Source organism: Xenorhabdus lircayensis (genome assembly GCF_016306625.1).
Taxonomy (GTDB): domain Bacteria; phylum Pseudomonadota; class Gammaproteobacteria; order Enterobacterales; family Enterobacteriaceae; genus Xenorhabdus; species Xenorhabdus lircayensis.
Genome location: NZ_JACOII010000023.1, coordinates 53,699 through 74,547 on the forward strand (window position 1 = coordinate 53,699; position 20,849 = coordinate 74,547).

General features: G+C 41.4%; 20 protein-coding genes and 1 tRNA gene. 12 read left to right on the plus strand and 9 right to left on the minus strand.

The window, feature by feature from the left end:
• Positions 1 to 146 precede the first annotated feature (146 nt).
• Both H8A87_RS05530 and yieE read right to left on the minus strand, forming a co-directional pair.
• The gene (locus tag H8A87_RS05530) at positions 147 to 1,631 is read right to left on the minus strand and encodes an amino acid permease (RefSeq protein ID WP_198688998.1); all 1,485 of its coding nucleotides are present in this window, start codon (positions 1,629 to 1,631) and stop codon (positions 147 to 149) included.
• Between the two features lie 139 nt (positions 1,632 to 1,770).
• On the minus strand, positions 1,771 to 2,634 hold the full coding sequence (yieE, locus tag H8A87_RS05535) for a DNA-binding transcriptional regulator YeiE (RefSeq protein ID WP_198688999.1): 864 nt from the start codon (positions 2,632 to 2,634) through the stop codon (positions 1,771 to 1,773).
• Between the two features lie 188 nt (positions 2,635 to 2,822).
• Here yieE and H8A87_RS05540 point away from each other — a divergent pair, with 188 nt between their 5' ends.
• Positions 2,823 to 3,902, plus strand: a complete 1,080-nt coding sequence (locus H8A87_RS05540) for a YeiH family protein (protein WP_198689000.1) — start codon at positions 2,823 to 2,825, stop codon at positions 3,900 to 3,902.
• Between the two features lie 108 nt (positions 3,903 to 4,010).
• Positions 4,011 to 4,853: a deoxyribonuclease IV gene (gene nfo / locus H8A87_RS05545; RefSeq protein ID WP_198689001.1), complete on the plus strand. Its 843-nt coding sequence runs from the start codon at positions 4,011 to 4,013 to the stop codon at positions 4,851 to 4,853.
• Here nfo and fruK read toward each other — a convergent pair whose 3' ends face one another.
• Positions 4,854 to 5,792 (minus strand): 1-phosphofructokinase, encoded by a 939-nt coding sequence (fruK, locus tag H8A87_RS05550; protein ID WP_198689002.1) that lies wholly within the window; start codon positions 5,790 to 5,792, stop codon positions 4,854 to 4,856.
• Positions 5,793 to 6,097: 305 nt separating this feature from the next.
• Between fruK and H8A87_RS05555 the strand changes: the two genes are divergently transcribed.
• The 3 genes from H8A87_RS05555 to yeiP all read left to right on the plus strand — a co-directional run bounded on the left by H8A87_RS05555 (position 6,098) and on the right by yeiP (position 8,634).
• On the plus strand, positions 6,098 to 6,517 hold the full coding sequence (locus H8A87_RS05555) for a nucleotide triphosphate diphosphatase NUDT15 (RefSeq protein WP_198689003.1): 420 nt from the start codon (positions 6,098 to 6,100) through the stop codon (positions 6,515 to 6,517).
• Positions 6,518 to 6,687: 170 nt separating this feature from the next.
• Positions 6,688 to 7,932, plus strand: a complete 1,245-nt coding sequence (gene mtr, locus H8A87_RS05560; RefSeq protein WP_198689004.1) for a tryptophan permease — start codon at positions 6,688 to 6,690, stop codon at positions 7,930 to 7,932.
• Positions 7,933 to 8,061: 129 nt separating this feature from the next.
• Positions 8,062 to 8,634, plus strand: coding sequence for an elongation factor P-like protein YeiP (gene yeiP / locus H8A87_RS05565; protein ID WP_198689005.1), 573 nt, complete (start codon positions 8,062 to 8,064; stop codon positions 8,632 to 8,634).
• 77 nt (positions 8,635 to 8,711) lie between these two features.
• On the opposite strand, the gene H8A87_RS05570 is transcribed toward yeiP, so the two are convergent.
• Entirely contained in the window at positions 8,712 to 9,023 is a 312-nt protein-coding gene (locus tag H8A87_RS05570) for a type 1 fimbrial protein (protein ID WP_198689006.1), read from the minus strand.
• A gap of 287 nt (positions 9,024 to 9,310) precedes the next feature.
• Positions 9,311 to 9,628, minus strand: a complete 318-nt coding sequence (locus tag H8A87_RS05575; protein ID WP_198689007.1) for a type 1 fimbrial protein — start codon at positions 9,626 to 9,628, stop codon at positions 9,311 to 9,313.
• 482 nt (positions 9,629 to 10,110) lie between these two features.
• Here H8A87_RS05575 and H8A87_RS05580 point away from each other — a divergent pair, with 482 nt between their 5' ends.
• Positions 10,111 to 10,815: a phosphatase PAP2 family protein gene (locus H8A87_RS05580; protein WP_198689008.1), complete on the plus strand. Its 705-nt coding sequence runs from the start codon at positions 10,111 to 10,113 to the stop codon at positions 10,813 to 10,815.
• 345 nt (positions 10,816 to 11,160) lie between these two features.
• On the plus strand, positions 11,161 to 11,736 hold the full coding sequence (gene mepS / locus H8A87_RS05585; protein ID WP_198689009.1) for a bifunctional murein DD-endopeptidase/murein LD-carboxypeptidase: 576 nt from the start codon (positions 11,161 to 11,163) through the stop codon (positions 11,734 to 11,736).
• Positions 11,737 to 11,842: 106 nt separating this feature from the next.
• Here the strand turns inward: mepS and H8A87_RS05590 are convergent, their stop codons facing one another.
• The 3 genes from H8A87_RS05590 to rsuA all read right to left on the minus strand — a co-directional run bounded on the left by H8A87_RS05590 (position 11,843) and on the right by rsuA (position 14,804).
• The gene (locus H8A87_RS05590; protein WP_198689010.1) at positions 11,843 to 12,187 is read right to left on the minus strand and encodes a YejG family protein; all 345 of its coding nucleotides are present in this window, start codon (positions 12,185 to 12,187) and stop codon (positions 11,843 to 11,845) included.
• Positions 12,188 to 12,874: 687 nt separating this feature from the next.
• The gene (locus H8A87_RS05595; protein ID WP_198689011.1) at positions 12,875 to 14,062 is read right to left on the minus strand and encodes a Bcr/CflA family multidrug efflux MFS transporter; all 1,188 of its coding nucleotides are present in this window, start codon (positions 14,060 to 14,062) and stop codon (positions 12,875 to 12,877) included.
• A gap of 34 nt (positions 14,063 to 14,096) precedes the next feature.
• Positions 14,097 to 14,804: a 16S rRNA pseudouridine(516) synthase RsuA gene (gene rsuA, locus H8A87_RS05600; RefSeq protein WP_198689012.1), complete on the minus strand. Its 708-nt coding sequence runs from the start codon at positions 14,802 to 14,804 to the stop codon at positions 14,097 to 14,099.
• A 288-nt stretch (positions 14,805 to 15,092) separates the two neighbouring features.
• On the opposite strand from rsuA, the gene H8A87_RS05605 reads away from it, so the two are divergent.
• Positions 15,093 to 16,850, plus strand: a complete 1,758-nt coding sequence (locus H8A87_RS05605; protein WP_198689020.1) for a DEAD/DEAH box helicase — start codon at positions 15,093 to 15,095, stop codon at positions 16,848 to 16,850.
• Between the two features lie 178 nt (positions 16,851 to 17,028).
• Positions 17,029 to 17,310, plus strand: a complete 282-nt coding sequence (rplY, locus tag H8A87_RS05610) for a 50S ribosomal protein L25 (RefSeq protein ID WP_086953583.1) — start codon at positions 17,029 to 17,031, stop codon at positions 17,308 to 17,310.
• A gap of 98 nt (positions 17,311 to 17,408) precedes the next feature.
• Here the strand turns inward: rplY and yejK are convergent, their stop codons facing one another.
• On the minus strand, positions 17,409 to 18,416 hold the full coding sequence (gene yejK / locus H8A87_RS05615; RefSeq protein ID WP_198689013.1) for a nucleoid-associated protein YejK: 1,008 nt from the start codon (positions 18,414 to 18,416) through the stop codon (positions 17,409 to 17,411).
• Between the two features lie 276 nt (positions 18,417 to 18,692).
• Between yejK and H8A87_RS05620 the strand changes: the two genes are divergently transcribed.
• The 3 genes from H8A87_RS05620 (at position 18,693) to H8A87_RS05630 (ending at position 20,841) form a co-directional block, all read left to right on the plus strand.
• A complete protein-coding gene (locus H8A87_RS05620; protein ID WP_092548779.1) occupies positions 18,693 to 18,920 on the plus strand; it encodes a YejL family protein in 228 nt (75 codons plus the stop codon).
• Positions 18,921 to 18,949: 29 nt separating this feature from the next.
• Positions 18,950 to 20,689, plus strand: a complete 1,740-nt coding sequence (yejM, locus tag H8A87_RS05625; RefSeq protein WP_198689014.1) for an LPS biosynthesis-modulating metalloenzyme YejM — start codon at positions 18,950 to 18,952, stop codon at positions 20,687 to 20,689.
• 75 nt (positions 20,690 to 20,764) lie between these two features.
• Positions 20,765 to 20,841, plus strand: a tRNA-Pro gene (locus tag H8A87_RS05630).
• Positions 20,842 to 20,849: the final 8 nt, after the last annotated feature.

Consider the following 20,849-nt stretch of genomic DNA (forward strand, 5'->3'; position numbering starts at 1 on the left):
CAAAATTTACTGTATATTTTCTTTTCCTAACCCCATGGAAAATAAAAACTGCCAATTCCATTACAGAACAGGCAGCTTTTTGTAAAATAAATGCAATAATACATTAATCAACAAATATCAATTTATCGATATTTATTAACAAATCATTATTTATCAGTATATTTAAATACTGGAAATTCCATCTCACTGTATTTAACAAAACAAGTTTTCTTTTTCAGTTTGTACCCAAACCAAATGATTAGGAATACCGGAATGCCAATGTAAGTCGCAATAACTCCGTACCAATCAATCTTATCTTGCAGAAACGCCTGATAGTTCTGCCCCAATGTAATCACCAGACACAAAATAAAGGCAAAAATTGGCCCGATAGGGAAGAAACCGGAGCGATATGGCAGACTATTCAGATCCAGACCTCGTGCAACATAGCCTTTACGGAAGCGGTAATGACTAATTGCAATCCCTAGCCATGCAATAAACCCAGTCATCCCTGAAGTATTCAATAACCACAGATATACCGTTTGATTTCCAAACATGGAGCTGAGGAAACACAATCCCGCTACCACGGTTGTAGCATAAAGCGCATTACGTGGAACGCCGCCTTTCGACAAGTGACCAAAAATTTTCGGCGCTTTACCTTCCCTCGCCAATGTGAATAGCATACGGGTAGAAGCATACATTCCCGAATTTCCCGCTGAAAGCACAGCGGTCAATATCACCGCATTCATTATCACGGCCGCTGACAACAGCCCCGCATTTTCAAATACCAGTGTGAATGGACTAACACTGATATCTTTCACCCCATTACGCAATAAGCTGGGATCAGTATAAGGAACAATCAGACTGATGATTAAAATAGCAAACACGTAAAACAATAGGATACGCCAGAATACTTTACGTACAGCACGAGGGATATTTTTTGCCGGATCTTTAGATTCTCCTGCGGTAATACCAATCAGTTCGGTCCCCTGAAAAGAAAAACCGACAATCATTGCCACCCCAATCATGGCTGCGAAACCGCCCGCGAAGGGTGCATCACCGACTTCCCAGTTATGCCAGCCTGCACCCTCGGCACCTTTCATAATGCCGACGATCATTAAAATACCGACAATAATGAAAACAATCACCGTAGTGACTTTGATCAAGGAGAACCAATATTCTGCTTCACCAAAGCCTTTGACTGAGATGAAATTCAACAGGAAAACCAAGCCAAGGAACAGCGCACTCCATATCCAGCCAGGAACATCATTAAACCAATAGCCCATGACCAATTGTGCGGCGACAAGGTCAACAGCAATCGTCACCGCCCAGTTGTACCAGTAGTTCCACCCCAGCGCGAAGCCAAAGCCTTCATCAACATATTTAGAACCATAGGTTGAAAATGACCCTGAAACTGGCATGTACGCAGCCAACTCGCCCAAGCTGGTCATCAGGAAATAGACCATTAGGCCAATTAATACATAGGAAAGTAAGGCCCCACCAGGACCAGCCTGAGAAATCGTTGCACCAGAAGCAACGAATAACCCCGTACCAATTGAGCCACCTATGGCAATCATTGCCATATGTCGTGCTTTTAATTCACGGCGCAGGGTTGGTGGAACCTGATCCCGTGGCGTACATTGTTCTTGAGACATTCTGTTCCTATATTATTAAATAATATCTTTAACGCAGAATTGTAACAAATCCTCGTCTCCAGAATAGCGGCTATTCGTGGTTATAAGATACCTTCATAATCCATAGCCAATTATTAGCTATACGATTATATCCTCAATATTAGTTACAATAACTCAGTAACTTCTGTAACGCGTTGGACATATGTTTCTGGCGATGGTAAATCAGGTACAGAGTGCGACTGAGACTAAGCTCAGGGATCACAAGTTCCGTTAATGTCCCATTTTTCAACTGTTCTTGGACGACTCGTCGGGAAAGGCAACTGATCCCCATTCCATATTGGACGGCATGTTTGATGGCTTCCGAATTTCCCAGCTCCATCGCGATATTGAATCGAGGCATTTGTGAAAATAAAAGATGATCCAGAACTTCCCTTGTTCCTGAACCTTTTTCTCTCAATATCCAGGGTGCTTTAATCAGATCCTCCACATTAAGGTCATGATGTAACAATGGGCTTTCTGGTGAGGAGAAGATGATCAACTCATCTTTCATCCAGGGTTGTGTGATCAATTCAGGATCATGACACAGACCTTCAATCAGCCCCAAATCAACACGAAATTCCACAACGGCCTTTATGACATCTTGGGTATTGCTGATATTCAATTCCAATGGTGTATCAGGGTAATCTTGACGATATTTCGCGAGCATTTTAGGCAACATATAATTACCAATCGTGCTACTGGCCGCTAATCGTAATGCCCCCAGTTCAAGTTTGAAAAGCTGTTCCACTTCGCCAGCCTGTTCAAGCAATGCCAATGCCTTGGGATAGAGCAAACGCCCGTGTTCATTGGTAACCAGCCGCTTTCCTACCCTATCAAACAACTTTACTCCTAACTGCCCTTCGAGATCCGTCAGTGAAGCACTCACCGCAGATTGTGATAACGCTAATTGCTGAGAAGCCTGTGTCGTTGAACCACTTTTCAGAACTTCTGCAAAAATCTCCAGTTGTCTCAGAGTGATACGCATATGGCCTCACGGGAAGTAAAATAAAATAGAAAGGTAGTCTTGATTTTAGACAGTATTATGCAACTTAACAAAAGTCGCACTTAATTAATCCATTTAACTGGTTATATATATAAATACTATAAATTTTATTGATTTTAAAATCCTCTATATGCTTATTTCTAAAATGTATAAGCTATAGAGTAGCCGCAATGTCCGAAAATCAACTGGGAAAATTTACAAAGTCCCACCAACATGCAGTATTAAAACTCATTCCCGGGGTCATATTAGCCTCAGCCCTGACTATGCTCTCTATCTATATCGGTAGTATTCCGTGGTTTATAAATATGGGATTGGGTGTTCTGACGCTTGCCATCCTATTGGGGATCATTGTCGGCAACACATTGTATCCTTTCTTAAAATCCGCTTGTGATAGTGGCATCCATTTCTCCAAACACTATCTACTCCGAACTGGCATCATTCTTTATGGTTTTCGGCTGACGTTCCAACAAATCACAGATGTTGGTGCAACTGGGATATTGATCGATGTCATCATGCTTTCTTCGACTTTTTTTATCGCCTTATGGATCGGGCGCATTCTTTTTCGGCTGGATAGCCAAACCGTGATCCTGATTGGTGCAGGAAGCAGTATTTGTGGAGCCGCTGCTGTTATGGCAACAGAACCCGTTGTCAAAGCCTCTGCCAGCAAAGTCGCCGTGGCCGTCTCTACTGTGGTAATTTTTGGCACGCTCGCAATCTTCATCTATCCGTGGTTTTATCAGCTCAATGCCTATTACCAATGGCTTAACTTCTCCCAGGAAACATTTGGTATTTTCTCTGGCTCAACCGTTCATGAAGTCGCCCAAGTCGTTGCCATTGGACATACATTGGGAAATGATGCTGAAAATGCAGCCGTCATCAGCAAAATGATCCGCGTGATGCTACTGGCACCATTTCTGTTGCTACTTTCTGGCTATATCAGTCGCATAGGAGCAAAAAGTGACAGCCCCCAAGAGACCCCCCCGATCACCATTCCGTGGTTTGCTGTGTTTTTTATTGTCACAGCAGGTTTCAACTCCTTTCATTTATTACCTGAATCCTTTGTTAACCATATCATTACCGCAGATACCATCATGCTAGCAATGGCAATGGTTGCATTAGGCCTAACCACCCATATCAGCGCCATTCGTCAGGCTGGTATTAAACCCATTCTATTGGCACTGTGTTTGTTTATCTGGCTGACGGTAGGAGGATTAATCATCAATCAAAGCATTCAACATTTATTGGGCTAACTTAAAAAAATAAATGAGTTTGATCCTCAATTGAATGACTGTTTCTTACAGAAATTTTATCGGCAGGGTGAACAATGCCATAATAATAAAAAAACAGGAGGAAATAATATGAAATTTGTTGGAGCTCATGTGAGTGCTTCGGGTGGTGTTGATCAGGCGGTGATCCGTGCCCATGAATTAAACGCAACGGCATTTGCCCTGTTTACGAAAAATCAGCGCCAGTGGCATGCCCCACCGTTATCGACGGATGTCATTGATAAATTCAAGGCGAACTGTGAACGTTACGGCTATGGTAGCCGACAAATTCTTCCCCATGACAGCTATCTGATCAATCTTGGTCACCCAGAAGCGGAAGCACTGGAAAAATCCCGTGCTGCATTTCTTGATGAAATGTATCGCTGTGAACAATTAGGTATCGATTTACTAAATTTTCACCCAGGAAGCCATCTCAATAAAATCGACATTGATAAGTGTCTCGCCCGTATTGCAGAATCCATTAATATCGCTTTGGATAAAACACAAGACGTCACTGCTGTCATCGAAAACACTGCCGGACAAGGAACTAACCTTGGTTTTAAATTTGAACAACTGGCAGCAATCATTAACGGTGTCGAAGATAAAACGCGTGTTGGTGTCTGCATTGATACCTGCCATGCTTTCGCAGCAGGTTATGACTTGCGCACTGAAAAAGACTGCAACGAAACCTTCAAGGCATTCGATGACATTGTTGGGTTCAAGTATCTGAAAGCCATGCATCTGAATGATGCCAAGAGCGAATTCTCCAGTCGCGTTGACCGGCATCATAGCCTTGGCGAAGGTAATATAGGCAAGACACCTTTCAGCTATATCATGAAAGATGACCGCTTCAATGGCATTCCCTTAGTGCTTGAAACGATCAACCCAGATATTTGGGATCAAGAAATTGCCTGGCTAAAATCTCAGCAGAATTGATTATCTGACCGAAGTCAGCTCGATTCTTGACATCATTGATGCAAGTTCAGTACGACTTCTGATCCCAACATTCGGCTGGCTGACCGTAAGTGCGGAAACTGCGGTTGCCAGACGCAATGTATGTTCGCTGGATTCACGCATCAGCAAACCATAAACCAGCCCACCGACCATCGAATCCCCCGCCCCAACCGTACTGACAATCTCACAATGCGGCGGTTTTGCCAGCCATGCACCAGAGGCGTTGACCCATAACGCGCCCTGCTCTCCCAATGAAATGACTACATGGGCAATCCCTCTATTACGCAGTTCATGCGCGATATCAATAACACTGTCCAAATCTGGCAGAGGCTTACCTGCCCAAATTTCCAATTCATGGCGATTAGGTTTTACCAGCCACGGTGATGCCTTGAGGCCAGAAACGAGAGCTTCGCGGCTACTGTCGAAAATAATGCAGGGACAACGCTGCCGTAATTGCATCATCCAATCCGCAAATGATTCCGGTGTAATCCCTTCAGGCAAACTTCCACTGACGACAACCATATCGAACTGCCCCAACCACGTGAGAGAATCACTGACAAATTGATTCCATTCATCTTCCGTCACATGAAAACCAGAAAAGTTAAAATCCGTCACTTCACCCTGTTTTTCTGTCAGTTTCACATTAATGCGCGTTCGTCCGGAGACTAAATGGAAACGATTTGCCATATTATTCTCGCTGAAAAACTGCTGAAACCCTTCCTGATTCTCCCGTCCCAGAAAACCACTGACGGTAACATCTATGCCTAAATCACGCAGTACCTTCGCAACATTATTTCCTTTGCCAGCAGCGTGAAGCCCTGCCGTTTGTACACGGTTAACATTTCCCTTAACAATATCTGGGCATAAGCCAACTAAATCATAAGCTGGGTTCAAGGTAATTGTGGCAACTCGGCGGCTCATCTTGCCCGGTGTCTCCTGAATAAACAGTTATAAGTAATATTAAGATTTATCTGTTATTTATATCATCAAAATTGAATCGTTTCAGTTAAAATTGCCACTAGATTGATCATTGTGTTACCTCCATCTAAAAGTAAAATATGCTGCGAAATGATTTCTTGTTATACCCAATAGGTTTCAAGTTGCAGCGCGAACAACAAAGCAGCAATTTGAAAGATAAAAGGTAGAGATGACGAAATAAAACCGCTACAGATATCTAAAACTTATCAGAGCCACAGTGGATAGATATTATCCGGAGGAATATATCAGTGTCAGTTATTGTCGGAGTTGGTGTCATTATCGTTAACGATAAAGGTGAGGTTTTACTGGGAAAACGTACCAGCCAGCATGCACCGTACTGGTCAATCTTTGGTGGCCATGTTGATCCCGGTGAAACCTTTGAAGAATGTGCCATTCGCGAAATTCAGGAAGAAATTGGCCTCACAATCCAAAACCCCAAAGTCTATGGTATTTGCAATAACCTCGAAACGTATTTCGAAGAAGGAAAACACACAGTTTCAGTCTGTTTGCTGGCACAGTATACCGGAGGTGAACCCAAATTAATGGAGCCTGAAAAATGTGAGCAATTAATTTGGTGTAACCCTGACCATCTCCCCGAACCTCATTTTGAAGCCAGCCGCAATGCCATCAAGCTATGGCAAAAATCACAATTCTATTCCGTGACCTAATACCAATATCCTTTTCAGGCAGGTTTACTCAGATAACCTGCTCCCTACCTTTGTATGCAAAATGCAACAAAAGCAATTTCGTTATCTTCCATAAATATTTGTTTACACATATCATTCATTAATGTATCGTCGAGCTAGTACAAGGTAACACCACTCATCAGGGAGTCTATATGACCATTGAGGTAACGCAAAATTTGAAACGCCCCTCCATATTTGGTGGCGCTATGATCATTGCCGGTACTGCTGTCGGTGCAGGTATGTTTTCCATTCCAATTGTCACTTCAGGCGTCTGGTTTACAGGATCAATCATTTTGTTGGTGTATACCTGCGCATGTTTGTATTTTTCTAGTCTGATGATTCTGGAAGCTAATCTGAATTATCCTACTGGCTCCAGCTTCCACACTGTTACCAAAGACTTGCTAGGTAAAGGTTGGAGCACCATCAATGGGCTATCTATCACCTTCGTTCTGTATATCCTGACCTATGCTTATGTTTCAGCGGGCAGCTCAATTATTTTTCACAATATTGAGCATATTCTTCCGATGAAACAATCGGTAGCTGGCTTTATTTTCGCCTTTATCGTTGCCTTCATTGTCTGGCTGTCCACTAAAGCAGTAGATCGTTTAAGCACCATCTTGATAGGCGGTATGGTAATCACCTTTATCATGTCTGTCGGTGGCATGTTTAATGAAGTCAAACCAGCCATTTTATTCGATCAGGCCAATACCGAAGCGAGCTATTTACCTTATGCTTTAGTCGCCCTGCCTTATCTGCTGGCCTCATTTGGCTATCACGGTAATGTTCCTGGACTGGTCAAGTATTATCATAAAGACAGTAAAGCAGTTACTCGCAGCTTGTTATACGGAACATTAATAACATTGACTATCTACATTTTGTGGCAGTATGTGATTCAGGGAAATATTCCCCGTGAAGCCTTTAAGCAAATTATTGCCGATGGCGGCAATATCGGTAACTTACTGCAACAAATGGATAAGACATCCAACAATGAAACCGTGACCCAGTTTTTGAGTGCCTTCTCATATATGGCATTAGCAAGTTCATTCCTAGGTGTATCACTGGGGTTGTTTGATTATTTGGCTGACTTTTTTAAATTCGACGACAGCGGAAAAAGTCGTTTTAAAACAGCACTGATTACATTCGTTCCCCCCAGCTTGCTGGCACTAATCTTTCCAAACGGCTTTCTGTACGCGATCGGCTTTGCAGGTCTGGCAGCAACCGTTTGGGCGGTTATTGTTCCTGCATTAATGGTACGAGTCAGTCGTAAGCGTTATCCCAAATCTAGCTACCGGGCACCGGGAGGCAATTTCTTGATCGCTTTTGTTATCCTGTTCGGTTTGATAAATGCAATAACTCATATTCTCTCCTTGTTTAATTTGTTGCCAACTTATCGTTAATGTTTTCCTTTAGCCCCAGTATTTTACTGGGGCATTCATTCACCTCTTGCCTAATAGGCCGACTGCGAGTAATTTTGTCGCCACTCAAATATTCATTCCACTATTTCCTTGTTCTTACGGAAGGTCTCTATGGCTAAAGCCAATGAAATTAAACGCGGCGCTGCAATCAGCCACAATGGTAAGCTATTATTAGTTAAAGACATCGATATTCAGTCACCCAGTGCGCGTGGTGCCAGCACGCTGTATAAAATGCGTTTTACTGATATTCGTACTGGTCAGAAAGTGGAAGAACGTTTCAAAGGTGATGACATTCTTGAAACCATCACATTAACTCGCCGTAGTGTCAGTTTTTCCTATATTGACGGTGATGAATATATCTTCATGGATGATGAAGATTTCACCCCTTATCACTTCAAAAAAGATCAAATCGAAGAAGAATTGCTATTCATTCCAGAAGAAGGCTTACCGGGAATGCAAGTTCTGACAATGGATGGGCAATTGCTGGCTCTTGAATTACCACAAACGGTTGATATGGTCATTGAAGAAACATCACCGGGTATTAAGGGAGCATCAGCAAGTGCTCGTACTAAACCGGCTAAAATGAGTACAGGACTGACTATTCAAGTTCCTGAATACCTGAGTTCAGGCGAAAAAGTCCGCATTCATATTGCAGAGCGCCGCTATATGGGACGTTGTGATTAATTCTATATCCTTAAATATGAGCTGCTCTTTCAACAAAGATAATGTTCGATGAAAAGAGCAACTCATCGCTTATTAAGTCAAAAATAATCCACATTAACGATTGCCACTCGTTTCTGATTATCAGTCCACTTCACACTGGAAACACCTATGTTACCAGGAAGCATGACATAACCGATTGTTTTATGAGTTGAAATGATTTGCTTAACAGTGAGGTTTTTTCCTAACCGATAGCAAGAGATATTGGCTTGAACATTTGATACAACAACTTGACATCCTGGATCAACAATAGCACCTGAAAACCGGATTACTCCTCCATTAGATTCCGCATATCCATAAGAAAGCCATGAAACCAACAAACAGCTAATTAACAATTTAAGATAATTTTGCATGGTCACCTCACTTTCGTTTTTCCATTAACTAAAACTCAGCTACCTTTTATTCCTTCATCTCCATCATAACTATTTCACATAAAAAAAATACGACATTGACACCTTTTATTGATAAATATCAAACGTGCATTTTCAGCTCAAAAATAAAGACAATAATTTCATTAAGCAACTTGCAAAACTGTTATTAACAATCATTATTTGAACTGAATCATAAATAAATTTCACAATTCGCATTTATATTATTTAAATAAAACAAACAAGATAATCATTTAATTAACATATAACATTTAATGATAAGTTATAGTAATAATACCTAATTTCTTATTTTCTCCTACCCATCTTATTTCTTCTGTTCCAATGTGTTTTTGAAGAGATAATAGAGAGTTGCTCTCCTTTTGATATTCTATGGTCTTATCTTGAGTTAACTGCTCACCATTATACCAACAAACCATTTCAGTATGTTTCTCATCCCAACTAAATTGGCATGGAGAATCAACGATAGCACCTTGAAAATAGATAGAGCCAGAACTTGAGATTGACGGAGAATTCGCCATTGAAGGATAAGATAAAGACATAAACAAAAAAGTCGTCATTTTTCGCAACATAAGCAGTCAACCTCCACTACAGGTAGTATTATCTTTTTCCAATTTTAGCCCCGCGCCAATTTGAAAACCAGATAATGGTGTAACGCTCTGCTATCTATATAACGATATAACGGAAAATGAAACGATTTCTTTATACTTTTTATTTACCTCGCCCACAATACGATATAATATTCTAATAAATTAGGATATAAAAAATGAATTGATGATTATTTAATAATAGTCAGTCATCAATATTTAACCAAATATATATTATCGGTACTGAAGTTGGGATTTAGCTATTTTTCCGATATAATGAAATCATTCGTATATTAACGATAAGAAGACTCATCAATAAACTGTACAAATATGCTGATATAACCACACCTTACCCATACCATCCCGTAGTGATTACGCTTTCCAATAAATTTTGTTATAGTGCCTCCCCAGTTAATTTGACTACCAAAGTCCACATTACGTGTTAATACGTGTTAAATAGGTATCTCATGACTCGCAGTCACCCACTCGCTATACTCATGCTCAATATTCTTGGTATCGCCCTGTTTCTCTCATGGTACTTGCCTGAGAACCACGGCTTTTGGTTTCATATTGATTCTGCTATTTTTTATTTTTTTAATGAGAAATTGCTGCCAAATTCGAAATTCTCACTATTTGTAGCTATCGCGAATGTCAGAGCATTTGATGTCATATCACTGCTGTGTATGGGGCTACTTTATTACAGTTCATTTCGCAAACAAGATCATGCAGGCAAACGTCGACTATTCATGATTGGTCTAGTGATGCTCATCTCTGCTGTCATCATTAATCAAATCGGCCACAAGATCCCAGTCAGTCGCCCAAGCCCGACATTGATGTTTGAAAATGTTAATCGCATAAATGAAATGACAAGTTGGCATACAAAAGATGCATCCAAAGACAGTTTTCCTGGTGATCATGGACTGATGTTATTGATTTTTAGCAGCTTTATTCTTCGTTATATCTCCCGAGGCGCATTCTTTATTGCTCTGCTGATTATGGTGATTTTTGCCCTTCCCCGTATTATGGCAGGTGCTCACTGGTTTACAGACATTGCCGTCGGCTCCCTATCTCTGACACTGATCGGCATGAGCTGGGCATTGCTGACCCCATTAAGTGACATTATGGCAAAATGGTTAGATAAGAAATTACCGCATATTAGACGAACCTATTAAAGGGATAATATTGAGGAGGTAGCAGATACCTCCTCAATATTACACAATACTTATCAAAACAGTATAAAATAACAACAAATCATTCTAACCCCTTAGTTCCTAATCTAATTTTTTGTAAAGAACCCTTTTTGTCTCTCGCTTTTTACTAATGATTTCAGTAATCTTTCCCACGTCCTGTTTATTAAAATAATGCGTTTTGTAAAGATACTAATAAAATGTGTCGCTTAGCACACTTTAGGGACATAAAATTTGTTAATTCACTATGTTCTGACTAGGCTTTAATACGTTTAGTGTTTTTATGATGGCGATAAGTCACGTTAAGGGCTGCAAGGGAAAATAAACACAATGGTCAAATCTCAACCAACACTGAGATATGTATTGCGGCTGATACCCGCAATTCTAGCGGTAGTGGCACTGACCGCATGTAGTTCACCAGATTCCAAACTCCGTAATAAACAAACTGAGACGCATGCAGTAAACACTCAAAAGCATTTTTTACTGCAACCATCTCAGGATGAATTTGAAACTTTGGTTAATAACTTAGATATTAAGTCTAAGCTACTTAACCAATATGCAAACTGGAAAGGTGTTACCTATCGGCTTGGTGGGAACACAAAACGCGGTATTGACTGTTCGGCTTTTGTTCAGCGTACTTTTCATGATCAGTTTGGCATGGCGTTACCACGCTCTACATCAGAACAACAGCATATAGGCCAAACCGTTAATCGTTCTAAATTACGTGCAGGTGACTTAGTGCTGTTTAAGACAGGCCGTTATATGCGTCACGTCGGCATTTACATCGGCAACAATCAATTTGTCCATGCTTCAACCAGCAGCGGAGTTATCGTCTCCAAATTGACCGATAACTATTGGAGTAAACGTTACTATGGTGCAAGGCGAGTAATATCAGATAATACATAACCAACACCTACAGCGAATTAATAGTGCCCCATTACTCAAAAATTTTCCTTGCAGACATTAAAAAACGCTTCCTGAATGGAAGCGTTTTTTACCAACGGGTACTACATTACAGTGGGTACAACGCAGTTATGTTTTCTGCAATTGCAGCGCCTAATGTCTTTAAACGACATATCACTGCACTCTCGTCTTCCTTGGCAAAAAACAAACATGGCTCCCCTTCCCACTCAATCACAGCACTTAGTATCTGCATATCAGCAATAGATTGATTTATAGTATGCAATATATCCCGCGCTTTTTCGCCTTCATGGCTTAACAATTTCAGCCCCATCAGGCTATTTCCTATATCTGTTTCTTCTGCTGGTAAAATCTCAACTTTTGTACCAACGAAACCAGATGACCACCGATAACTTTGCGGCAGTCTATGTACTACCGAAAGTTGGATATTATTCACGTATCATTCCTATCAGAAACAACATTAATACATCTAACCACCAGATGTAGGCTATCGATTCGTCAAAACCGAATAACCACCCAACAAAAAAGTAAACAAAAGGTTAAAATAAAAACCACATTATCGCACTTCCTTCATCTTCCATCTTAAAAAAAGTGGGATCAAACTCGCATTTTATATATATTTATACTGTTTAGGTAAATAATTCAACTTATTTTTATGCAAAGCAGCAACTTTTCGTTCAAAAGTTATTTACATATTTGTTTTCTTCAAACTTTATTTCATGAAAATAAAAAAATATTTTTGTCTTTTTACAATAGGTTAATTAATACCAATACCATTATCACCTATAGTCATGAAGCCAATCATAAAAAGTTAACAAAAAACCAACACATCAGTACTAACTGATATGGCAAAATTAACAATCTTCTATATTTGTTTGATGATCGCTCGTTATTTCCTGTCTATCAGGACAACAAACAGCTTCTTTGCGAATTCAAGAGACTTCAGGAAGGCAATGCAAGCTTAACCCTTATCGGCTTTTGGGAAAAATCCTTAAGCAAACCTGCATTTTTCTTAGGTACGAGAGTAAATAAATAGTTGATAGTAACCAGTAGGTGATAAGAAATAATAGGCGGTAATAAACGAAAGGCCATCCCATACTGATAGACGGCCCTTCAGAGTATTTTATTTTTGCGCCTTACGTGCATACATAATAAGCAACATCGCCAATATTACACATAACACCATTGCTCCCACCATCGGCCAGGCACTTGTCTCAGGTAATAAAGACAAGATAGCCCCTACTAATGCGGCAATACTAAAACGGATGGTTCCTGCCAATGAAGAAACGGTTCCTGCCATATGGGGATAATCGTCCAATACAACAGCCATGGTATTAGATGTAATCATGGAGATTCCGCTGATATAAATGGCAACACCCATGACTAGAGAAATAAATCCCAGATCAAACATGGTACTAAACAACAACCACAATCCCATGACAAATTGGACGAAAAATCCAGCATGCAGCATTTTCAATGGGCCATATTTGCGAACACATTGACTATTAATGGTTGTCATGATGAACAGAAAAATAATGTTCAACCCAAAATAGTAACCAAACTGCTCCACAGGCACACCGTTTAACTTAATGTAAACAAACGGCCCAACACTAAGAAAAGAGAACATTCCAGCAAAGGAAAAACCACTGGCTAGGATATAACACAATACCTGACGCTGCCGGAATAGCATAACAAACTGCTTTAAAGTGGTACTTAAGTTAAATCTATGCCTTTTTTCCTTCGGTAACGTTTCCTTGATGAAGAAAGCGACCAGAGCCACAGCAATGACCGCAGCGATAGCAATCGACCAGAAAATAGCATGCCAGTTAAACCATATCATCACCATGCTACCTAACATGGGAGCCAATAAAGGTGCAACAACCATCACCAATGTCACAAAAGACATGCTGCGGGAAAATTCCGCTTTCGTAAACATATCACGCATCAGCGCATTGATGACAACACCCGCAGCCGCAGCAGAAAAACCATGCAAGAAACGCATGGAAATAAAGGTATGAATATCTTGCGCCAGAGCACACGCAGCAGAAGAGATGGCAAAAACAATGACGCCACCTAAAATGACAGGCTTACGCCCCAGACTATCTGACATCGGCCCGTAAATTATTTGACCAACGGCAAAGCCCAGAATATAGCTACTCTGCGTCATTTGCACCAGACCATCACTGACACTAAAATTTTCAGCGATCGTTGGCATACTCGGCAAATACATATCAATTGCCAATGGCATTAACATAGAAAGTAAGCCAAGGATCAAGACTAATCCTAAATAGGACAATCGCTGTTGTTGCACGCAGTTACTCCTGAATCAGTTGAAAGATAAAAAATTAAAATATTGGCATCTGTATGCTGTTGATTTCACTACTTGTCAGCGCTCGATATTCTCCCGGACCCAATTCAGGATCGAGATAAATTTCGCCGATTCGCTCTCGATGGAGTTCAATAACGTGATTGCCCACTGCCGCAAACATCCGTTTTACTTGGTGGTAGCGCCCTTCACTGATAGTCAAGCGTGCAATTTGCGACTCGATAATTTCCAATTTTGCTGATTTTGTCAGCGTTTTTTCACTATTCAGCTGCACTCCAGCTAGAAATTTTTGCTCAATATCTTCCGATATCGGGTGCTCTAATGTAACAAGGTAGGTTTTTTCACAATGATGCTTGGGAGACGTAATACGGTGTGACCATTGACCATCATCCGTCAGCAAAACCAATCCTGTGGTATCAATATCCAATCGCCCTGCGGAATGTAATTTGTGGGCAACAGGTTCATTGATAAAATATAAAATAGTCGGGTTTGATGGATCATCTGTCGAACACACATATCCTTGGGGTTTATTCAACATGAAATAACGCGGGCCATTTAATTGTTGCAATATCGTTCCATCATAAGCAACTTGCTGATCAGACTTCAATTTATAGGCTCCTGTTTTGACGACTTCGTCATCGACAGCCACTAGCCCTGCCCGTAACTCACGACTCACATAATTACGGCTAATACCTAACTGTTGTGATAAAAATTTATCCAATCGCATGAATAAATGTCCCTGACAAAAAATAAATACACATGAACACGCCTTTGATATTGCAAACAACTTCAAGGCCACTATTGGGATATTAAGATTAAACAGATAATTTTCAGAGTAATCGTCACATCAATAACTATAACAATAATAAAGTAAGCGTTATAGCCCGTCTAACCTTAGAATCTGTCTAACCATAAAAAAGAATGTCAAGCACTTTCTCGGCAGCAAGGCTAAATGAAAAATGTTATTCTCTACATCAATTATCTTTTACCTGATATTTGTGACAGTAACATAAAAATGGCATTTACTTTACGCCCTTATCAACAAGAAGCGGTAGAAGCGACCATTCGCTATTTTCGCCAACACAGAGATCCCGCAGTTATTGTTTTGCCAACAGGTGCAGGTAAAAGCCTCGTCATCGCTGAATTAGCAAAACTGGCTCACGGTCGCGTTTTAGTATTGGCTCATGTCAAAGAACTCGTTGCGCAGAACCATGGCAAATATTGTGCTTATGGATTGAACGCGGATATTTTTTCAGCGGGATTAAATCAAAAACAAAGTGAGGGAAAAGTAGTCTTTGGCAGCATTCAGTCCATTGCGCGCAATCTGGATCGCTTTGATCATCATTTTTCGCTGCTAATCATTGATGAATGCCATCGCATCAGTGATGACGAAAACAGCCAATATCAACAAATTATCCAGCGGCTCCAGAAAAACAATCCCCAAATACGCATCTTAGGTTTAACCGCAACACCTTACCGTCTAGGCTCTGGTTGGATATACCAATATCATCATCATGGCATGATGCGCGGTGATGAACGCAGTTTTTTTCGTGATTGCATTTATGAACTTCCGTTGCGTTATATGATTAAGCACCACTTTCTGGTTTCCCCAGAAAGGCTGGATATGCCGATTATGCAATACGATTTCAGCCAAATACGTACTAGCCAACAAGGAATTTTCAATGAAACTGAGCTAAATCGGGAAATCAAACGCCAAAAACGCATTACGCCTCATATCATTAGACAAATTATCGAATACGCCCAAGACCGAAAAGGTGTGATGATTTTTTCCTCCACCGTTGAACACGCCAAAGAAATTTTCCAATTACTGCCTGCCGGACAAGCCGCGTTAGTCAGTGCAGAGACTCCCGCATCTGAACGGGATCTTTTAATCACAGCATTCAAGGAACAGCAACTCCGTTATATGGTCAACGTTGCGGTACTCACAACAGGATTCGATGCACCTCATGTTGATTTAATCGCCATATTGCGGCCAACGGAATCCATCAGCCTCTATCAACAGATCGTCGGTCGTGGATTGCGTTTATTTCCTGATAAAAAAGATTGCCTGATTCTGGATTACGCGGGTAATCCCCACGATCTTTACACGCCCGAAGTTGGCAGCAGCAAACCCAATTCACAAAACCAGCCCGTACAGGTATTTTGTCCCATCTGCCAATTTGCTAATACTTTTTGGGGAACATGCACCGAGGATGGAGAAATCATTGAGCATTTTGGACGGCGTTGCCAAGGCTGGGAAGAAGACGAAAATGGGAAACGTCAGCAATGTGATTTCCGTTTTCGTTTCAAGTCATGCCCACATTGTGGTGCTGAAAACGATATCGCCGCCCGACGCTGCCATCGTTGTGAAAAAATACTAGTCGATCCCGATGATATGCTAAAAGCAGCCTTAAAACTCAAGAATGCTCTGGTACTGCGTTGTGGTGGAATGCAATTAACACCGGGTCATGACAACAAAGGGGAATGGTTGAAAATCACCTATTACGATGAAGATGGAGCGGATGTATCAGAGCTATACCGTTTATCCACTCCAGCCCAAAAGAAAGTATTTGAAATACAATTCATTCGCCAGCATCAACGTGCGCCGGGCACAACTTTTCAGTGGAAAACAGCAGCAGACATTGCCCATCAACTCCCTCTATTGCGTCATCCTGATTTTGTTGTCGCACGTAAAAAAGGCCAATTTTGGCAGATTCGGGAAAAGGTTTTTGATTATCAAGGACGATTTAGACGGGCTGATGATCTGTACTGAGTTTGCTGAATAGTCTGCCCGTTAACCAGTTAAAAAATACATTTCTATTTGCTGTCATATCGGTTTTTCGTTAGAATGCCGCCCGCTTAATGTAATACATAATGTTAAGCCAAATATCGAACCTGCTGCTGGGTCGCCTGTAGCAGGATTTATTTTCTTCTTTTACAGAGAAAAAATAATGTTAACTATTAATGCAGAAGTACGTAAAGAGCAGGGTAAGGGTGCGAGCCGCCGCCTGCGCCGAGCTAACAAGTTTCCAGCGATCATCTACGGTGGTAACCAAGAGCCAGTTTCTATCGAACTGGATCACGATGCAGTTATCAACCACGAAAGCAAACCAGAATTCTATGAAGTTCTGACTCTGGTTGTTGATGGTAAAGAAACTACAGTTAAAGTGCAGGCAGTACAGCGTCATCCGTTTAAACCTAAACTGACGCACATCGATTTCCTGCGTGCTTAATTAGCCACAGTCGAGCTTTTATCGGGACGCCGAGTAAATAACGCCGCAAATGCGGCGTTATTTATTTCTACCATCTAATTTTTTATTGTTAACAGACCTTAGCGATTACCACTGCCACGACGTTGTAATTGGTCACGCAGATTTGGTGGCGTACCTTTAATCGTCAACGTATCCGTTGCGGGATCCCAAAAAATCCGTTCCCCCATTAACATGGCATCAAAGTTGATGGTTAGCCCCCCACCACTGCCTGCGAATTTTGTCAATTGACGCAAAGTACCGCGATCGGCCGGAAAGCTTTCTTCCAGTTCATATCCTTGCTCCTGCGAGAACTGCTGGAAATTTTGCTCACCCAACGGGGGTAATTCTTGGGACAACTCTTGTAACTTAATCTCCTCACCAGCCTGTAACTGCTCATTGCAGTAACCATAGACTTGCTGGCGATAAGCCTGACGCTCATGTTTATCCAACTGAGCTGACTCACAATAGTCGTCCACAGCCTGCAACAATCCCTTATTCTGCACTTTCGCATTCATGCCTTCACTAGCAGCAAGGAAATCCATAAAAAAGTCAGAAACCTTACGCCCTACCCGCCCTTTTAGGAAAGTTAGGTAACGACTGGATTCAGGGTTAGTTTCCCATTCAGTCAGATCAATTCTCGCAACGATATCGACATGAGGAATATCGAGATACTGCGTTGTGTTCACATCAAGCTCATCATTGACGGACGTACTGTTGCAACTATTAAGAACGGCAATCAGCAAATATTCCACGGCAAGATATCGATATTGACAAAACAACACCGTTCCTCCTTCTGCAAACGGATATTTTGCCAACTCATCTTTCAAGCGAACGGTTGCAGCCCGACTAAAGCCGAGGAAATCCTCATCTCCCTTACGCAGATGACGGAGAGATTCCGCGAGTTCACTTTCTTCATTGAACAAACCATAGGCTTTGCTTTTTGCGCTATATACACGATGTAACTCAGCCATCATCTCTTCAACCACTTGATTGGTATCCAGCAGAGAATCACGCAAAATCACTTCCAACGTTTGTTCGTCACGTTTAATCAACCGGTGTAACGCGATCTGGGTAATTTCCAGACTCATTATTTATGCTCCTTTTGCAGCTTTGGCCATATGGGACTTTGCGGTTAGCGGCGTATTCAAACACCGTTACCTCTCTGCTGCAACCAAAAACCCAAATGATGGAAAAGCGTTCACAATTTAATTATCAACACTCAACATATCAAAGAATAAAAGATGAAGCAGATTCAAGAATGGTAGTAACACCCAGAGTAAGGAATTAATTTGTCATAAAAAAGCAGAAAATCACCCTTCTATACGGTAAGATATGGGGCTTTGTACATTCAGGATATTTGATTTATGCCACAGTCGTCTCGCTATAGCGATGAAAAAGTTGAACATTTATTAACTGAATTAGTAAATGTTTTCGAGAAAAACCATACGCCAACTGACCTTACTCTGATGGTCTTGGGCAATATGGTAACGAATTTAATCAATACGAGCATTGCCCCTGCGCAACGCAAGCATATTGCAGACTCGTTTGCACGCGCGTTACAGTCTTCAATTAATGAAGATAAAGCGCATTAATTTTAATTAAATCTTAATGTAAAGAAAATATGGTGACTAGCCGTCAGCATTACCGCGAAAAAGTTTCTCAAATGATCAGTTGGGGACACTGGTTCGCACTGTTCAACATCATGTTCAGTCTTGTGCTGGGCAGTCGCTATTTATTTGCATCTGACTGGCCGGGTTCACTGTTTGGTCGCATCTACGCGCTAGTCAGTTGGCTCGGTCATTTCAGTTTCATTGTCTTTGCCATCTACTTACTGATTTTATTTCCGCTGACATTTATCGTCATGTCTCAGCGGTTACTGAGGTTTCTCTCGTCTGCACTGGCAACAGCTGGCTTAACACTACTGATATTCGATTCTTCCATCTATGTTCGCTTTCACCTGCACTTAACTTCATTGGTCTGGGATTTAGTCACCAACCCAGAACAAGGCGAATTAGCAAGGGAATGGCAACTGATGTTCATCTGTATACCCGTAATTTTCTTGATACAGATGCTCTTCGGTACATGGAGCTGGCAAAAATTACGTAGTCTGAGTCGCCAACGATTTGGCAAACCACTGGCAGCGGTATTTATCACCGCTTTTGTCGCCTCCCACCTTATGTATATTTGGGCGGACGCCAATTTCTACCGTCCAATTACCATGCAGCGCTCAAATTTGCCGCTTTCTTATCCAATGACGGCTCGTAAGTTCCTTGAAAAACATGGCCTACTGGATCATCAAGAATATCAACGCCGTATTAACCTGCAAGGAAATCCTGCGGCCTTGAGCGTCAATTATCCGCTGAATAACTTATCTTATCAGAATACCGGAAGCGGCTATAACCTGCTTCTGCTTGTCGTGGATGGGTTGGATAATCAAGATATCACTAGTGACATGCCTGCTCTGGCGCAGTTCACGAAGAACAATATCCAATTCACACAGCACTTCAGCACTGGCATTCAGAACGAAACCGCATTGTTTGGTTTATTCTATGGCATATCATCAGGTTATCTAGACGGCATTCTTAACGCGAGGAAATCATCCGTACTCATTGACGCCCTAACTCATCAAGGATATCAATTTGGTCTCTTCTCTTCAGATGGATTCCAAACCCCACTTTATCGTCAAGCTATACTGACCGATTACTCACTGCCAAATGCCAACAAACAAGACGATAACTTAACCGTGGCACAATGGCGTCATTGGCTGGATCTACGCAGTGGCTCCGCACCGTGGTTCTCATTTCTGGACATTAATGGTTTTACACGTTCATCAGACAAATTTGGCAAGAAAGCGTTGGATACTAAAATCAATAATGTGTTAGAAGCCCTGAAAAATAAAGGTATTCTGAATAAAACTATCGTTGTGATTACAGCCAAACAGAATGAAGGGGCAACGGGCTACCCCGCAAAATGGTTTACTGGTGACAAATTCAACCGTGAACAGCTCCATGTTCCCCTGATAATTCACTGGCCGGGAACGCCCGCACAAATTATCGACAAACTGACTAGTCATCAGGATGTCATGACAACGCTAATGCAACGTTTACTGCACGTCAGTAATTACCCAGAAGATTACTCACAAGGTGAAGATCTCTTTAACGCCCAGAGAGAAAATCCGTGGCTGATTACTGGTGATGATGGCTCATTAATTATCACGACAGCTAAAAATACCGTCTATATTTCCAAGGATGGGGAATATCATCTGTATGATTTAGATGGCAATGAAATTGAGGGAGCCAAACCAAATCTTGCCCAACTATTACAGGTACTAACTGAAGTGAAACGTTTTTTAGCAAACTAATCGTTTAAAAATCAATCACTCACTAAATTAAGGGCTTGCTTTGAAAATAAAAAACGGTAGTATAGGAAAAGTCATCGGCATGTAGCGCAGCTTGGTAGCGCACCGTCATGGGGTGTCGGGGGTCGTAGGTTCAAATCCTATCATGCCGACCAAATTTCCC

Excerpts from the sequence above, each read along its gene's own strand:
- H8A87_RS05530 (WP_198688998.1), bottom strand. The coding sequence starts at position 1,631 with ATGTCTCAAGAACAATGTACGCCACGGGATCAGGTTCCACCAACCCTG.
- yieE (WP_198688999.1), bottom strand. The coding sequence starts at position 2,634 with ATGCGTATCACTCTGAGACAACTGGAGATTTTTGCAGAAGTTCTGAAA.
- H8A87_RS05540 (WP_198689000.1), top strand. The coding sequence starts at position 2,823 with ATGTCCGAAAATCAACTGGGAAAATTTACAAAGTCCCACCAACATGCA.
- nfo (WP_198689001.1), top strand. The coding sequence starts at position 4,011 with ATGAAATTTGTTGGAGCTCATGTGAGTGCTTCGGGTGGTGTTGATCAG.
- fruK (WP_198689002.1), bottom strand. The coding sequence starts at position 5,792 with ATGAGCCGCCGAGTTGCCACAATTACCTTGAACCCAGCTTATGATTTA.
- mtr (WP_198689004.1), top strand. The coding sequence starts at position 6,688 with ATGACCATTGAGGTAACGCAAAATTTGAAACGCCCCTCCATATTTGGT.
- yeiP (WP_198689005.1), top strand. The coding sequence starts at position 8,062 with ATGGCTAAAGCCAATGAAATTAAACGCGGCGCTGCAATCAGCCACAAT.
- H8A87_RS05570 (WP_198689006.1), bottom strand. The coding sequence starts at position 9,023 with ATGCAAAATTATCTTAAATTGTTAATTAGCTGTTTGTTGGTTTCATGG.
- H8A87_RS05575 (WP_198689007.1), bottom strand. The coding sequence starts at position 9,628 with ATGTTGCGAAAAATGACGACTTTTTTGTTTATGTCTTTATCTTATCCT.
- H8A87_RS05580 (WP_198689008.1), top strand. The coding sequence starts at position 10,111 with ATGACTCGCAGTCACCCACTCGCTATACTCATGCTCAATATTCTTGGT.
- mepS (WP_198689009.1), top strand. The coding sequence starts at position 11,161 with ATGGTCAAATCTCAACCAACACTGAGATATGTATTGCGGCTGATACCC.
- rsuA (WP_198689012.1), bottom strand. The coding sequence starts at position 14,804 with ATGCGATTGGATAAATTTTTATCACAACAGTTAGGTATTAGCCGTAAT.
- H8A87_RS05605 (WP_198689020.1), top strand. The coding sequence starts at position 15,093 with ATGGCATTTACTTTACGCCCTTATCAACAAGAAGCGGTAGAAGCGACC.
- rplY (WP_086953583.1), top strand. The coding sequence starts at position 17,029 with ATGTTAACTATTAATGCAGAAGTACGTAAAGAGCAGGGTAAGGGTGCG.
- yejK (WP_198689013.1), bottom strand. The coding sequence starts at position 18,416 with ATGAGTCTGGAAATTACCCAGATCGCGTTACACCGGTTGATTAAACGT.
- H8A87_RS05620 (WP_092548779.1), top strand. The coding sequence starts at position 18,693 with ATGCCACAGTCGTCTCGCTATAGCGATGAAAAAGTTGAACATTTATTA.
- yejM (WP_198689014.1), top strand. The coding sequence starts at position 18,950 with ATGGTGACTAGCCGTCAGCATTACCGCGAAAAAGTTTCTCAAATGATC.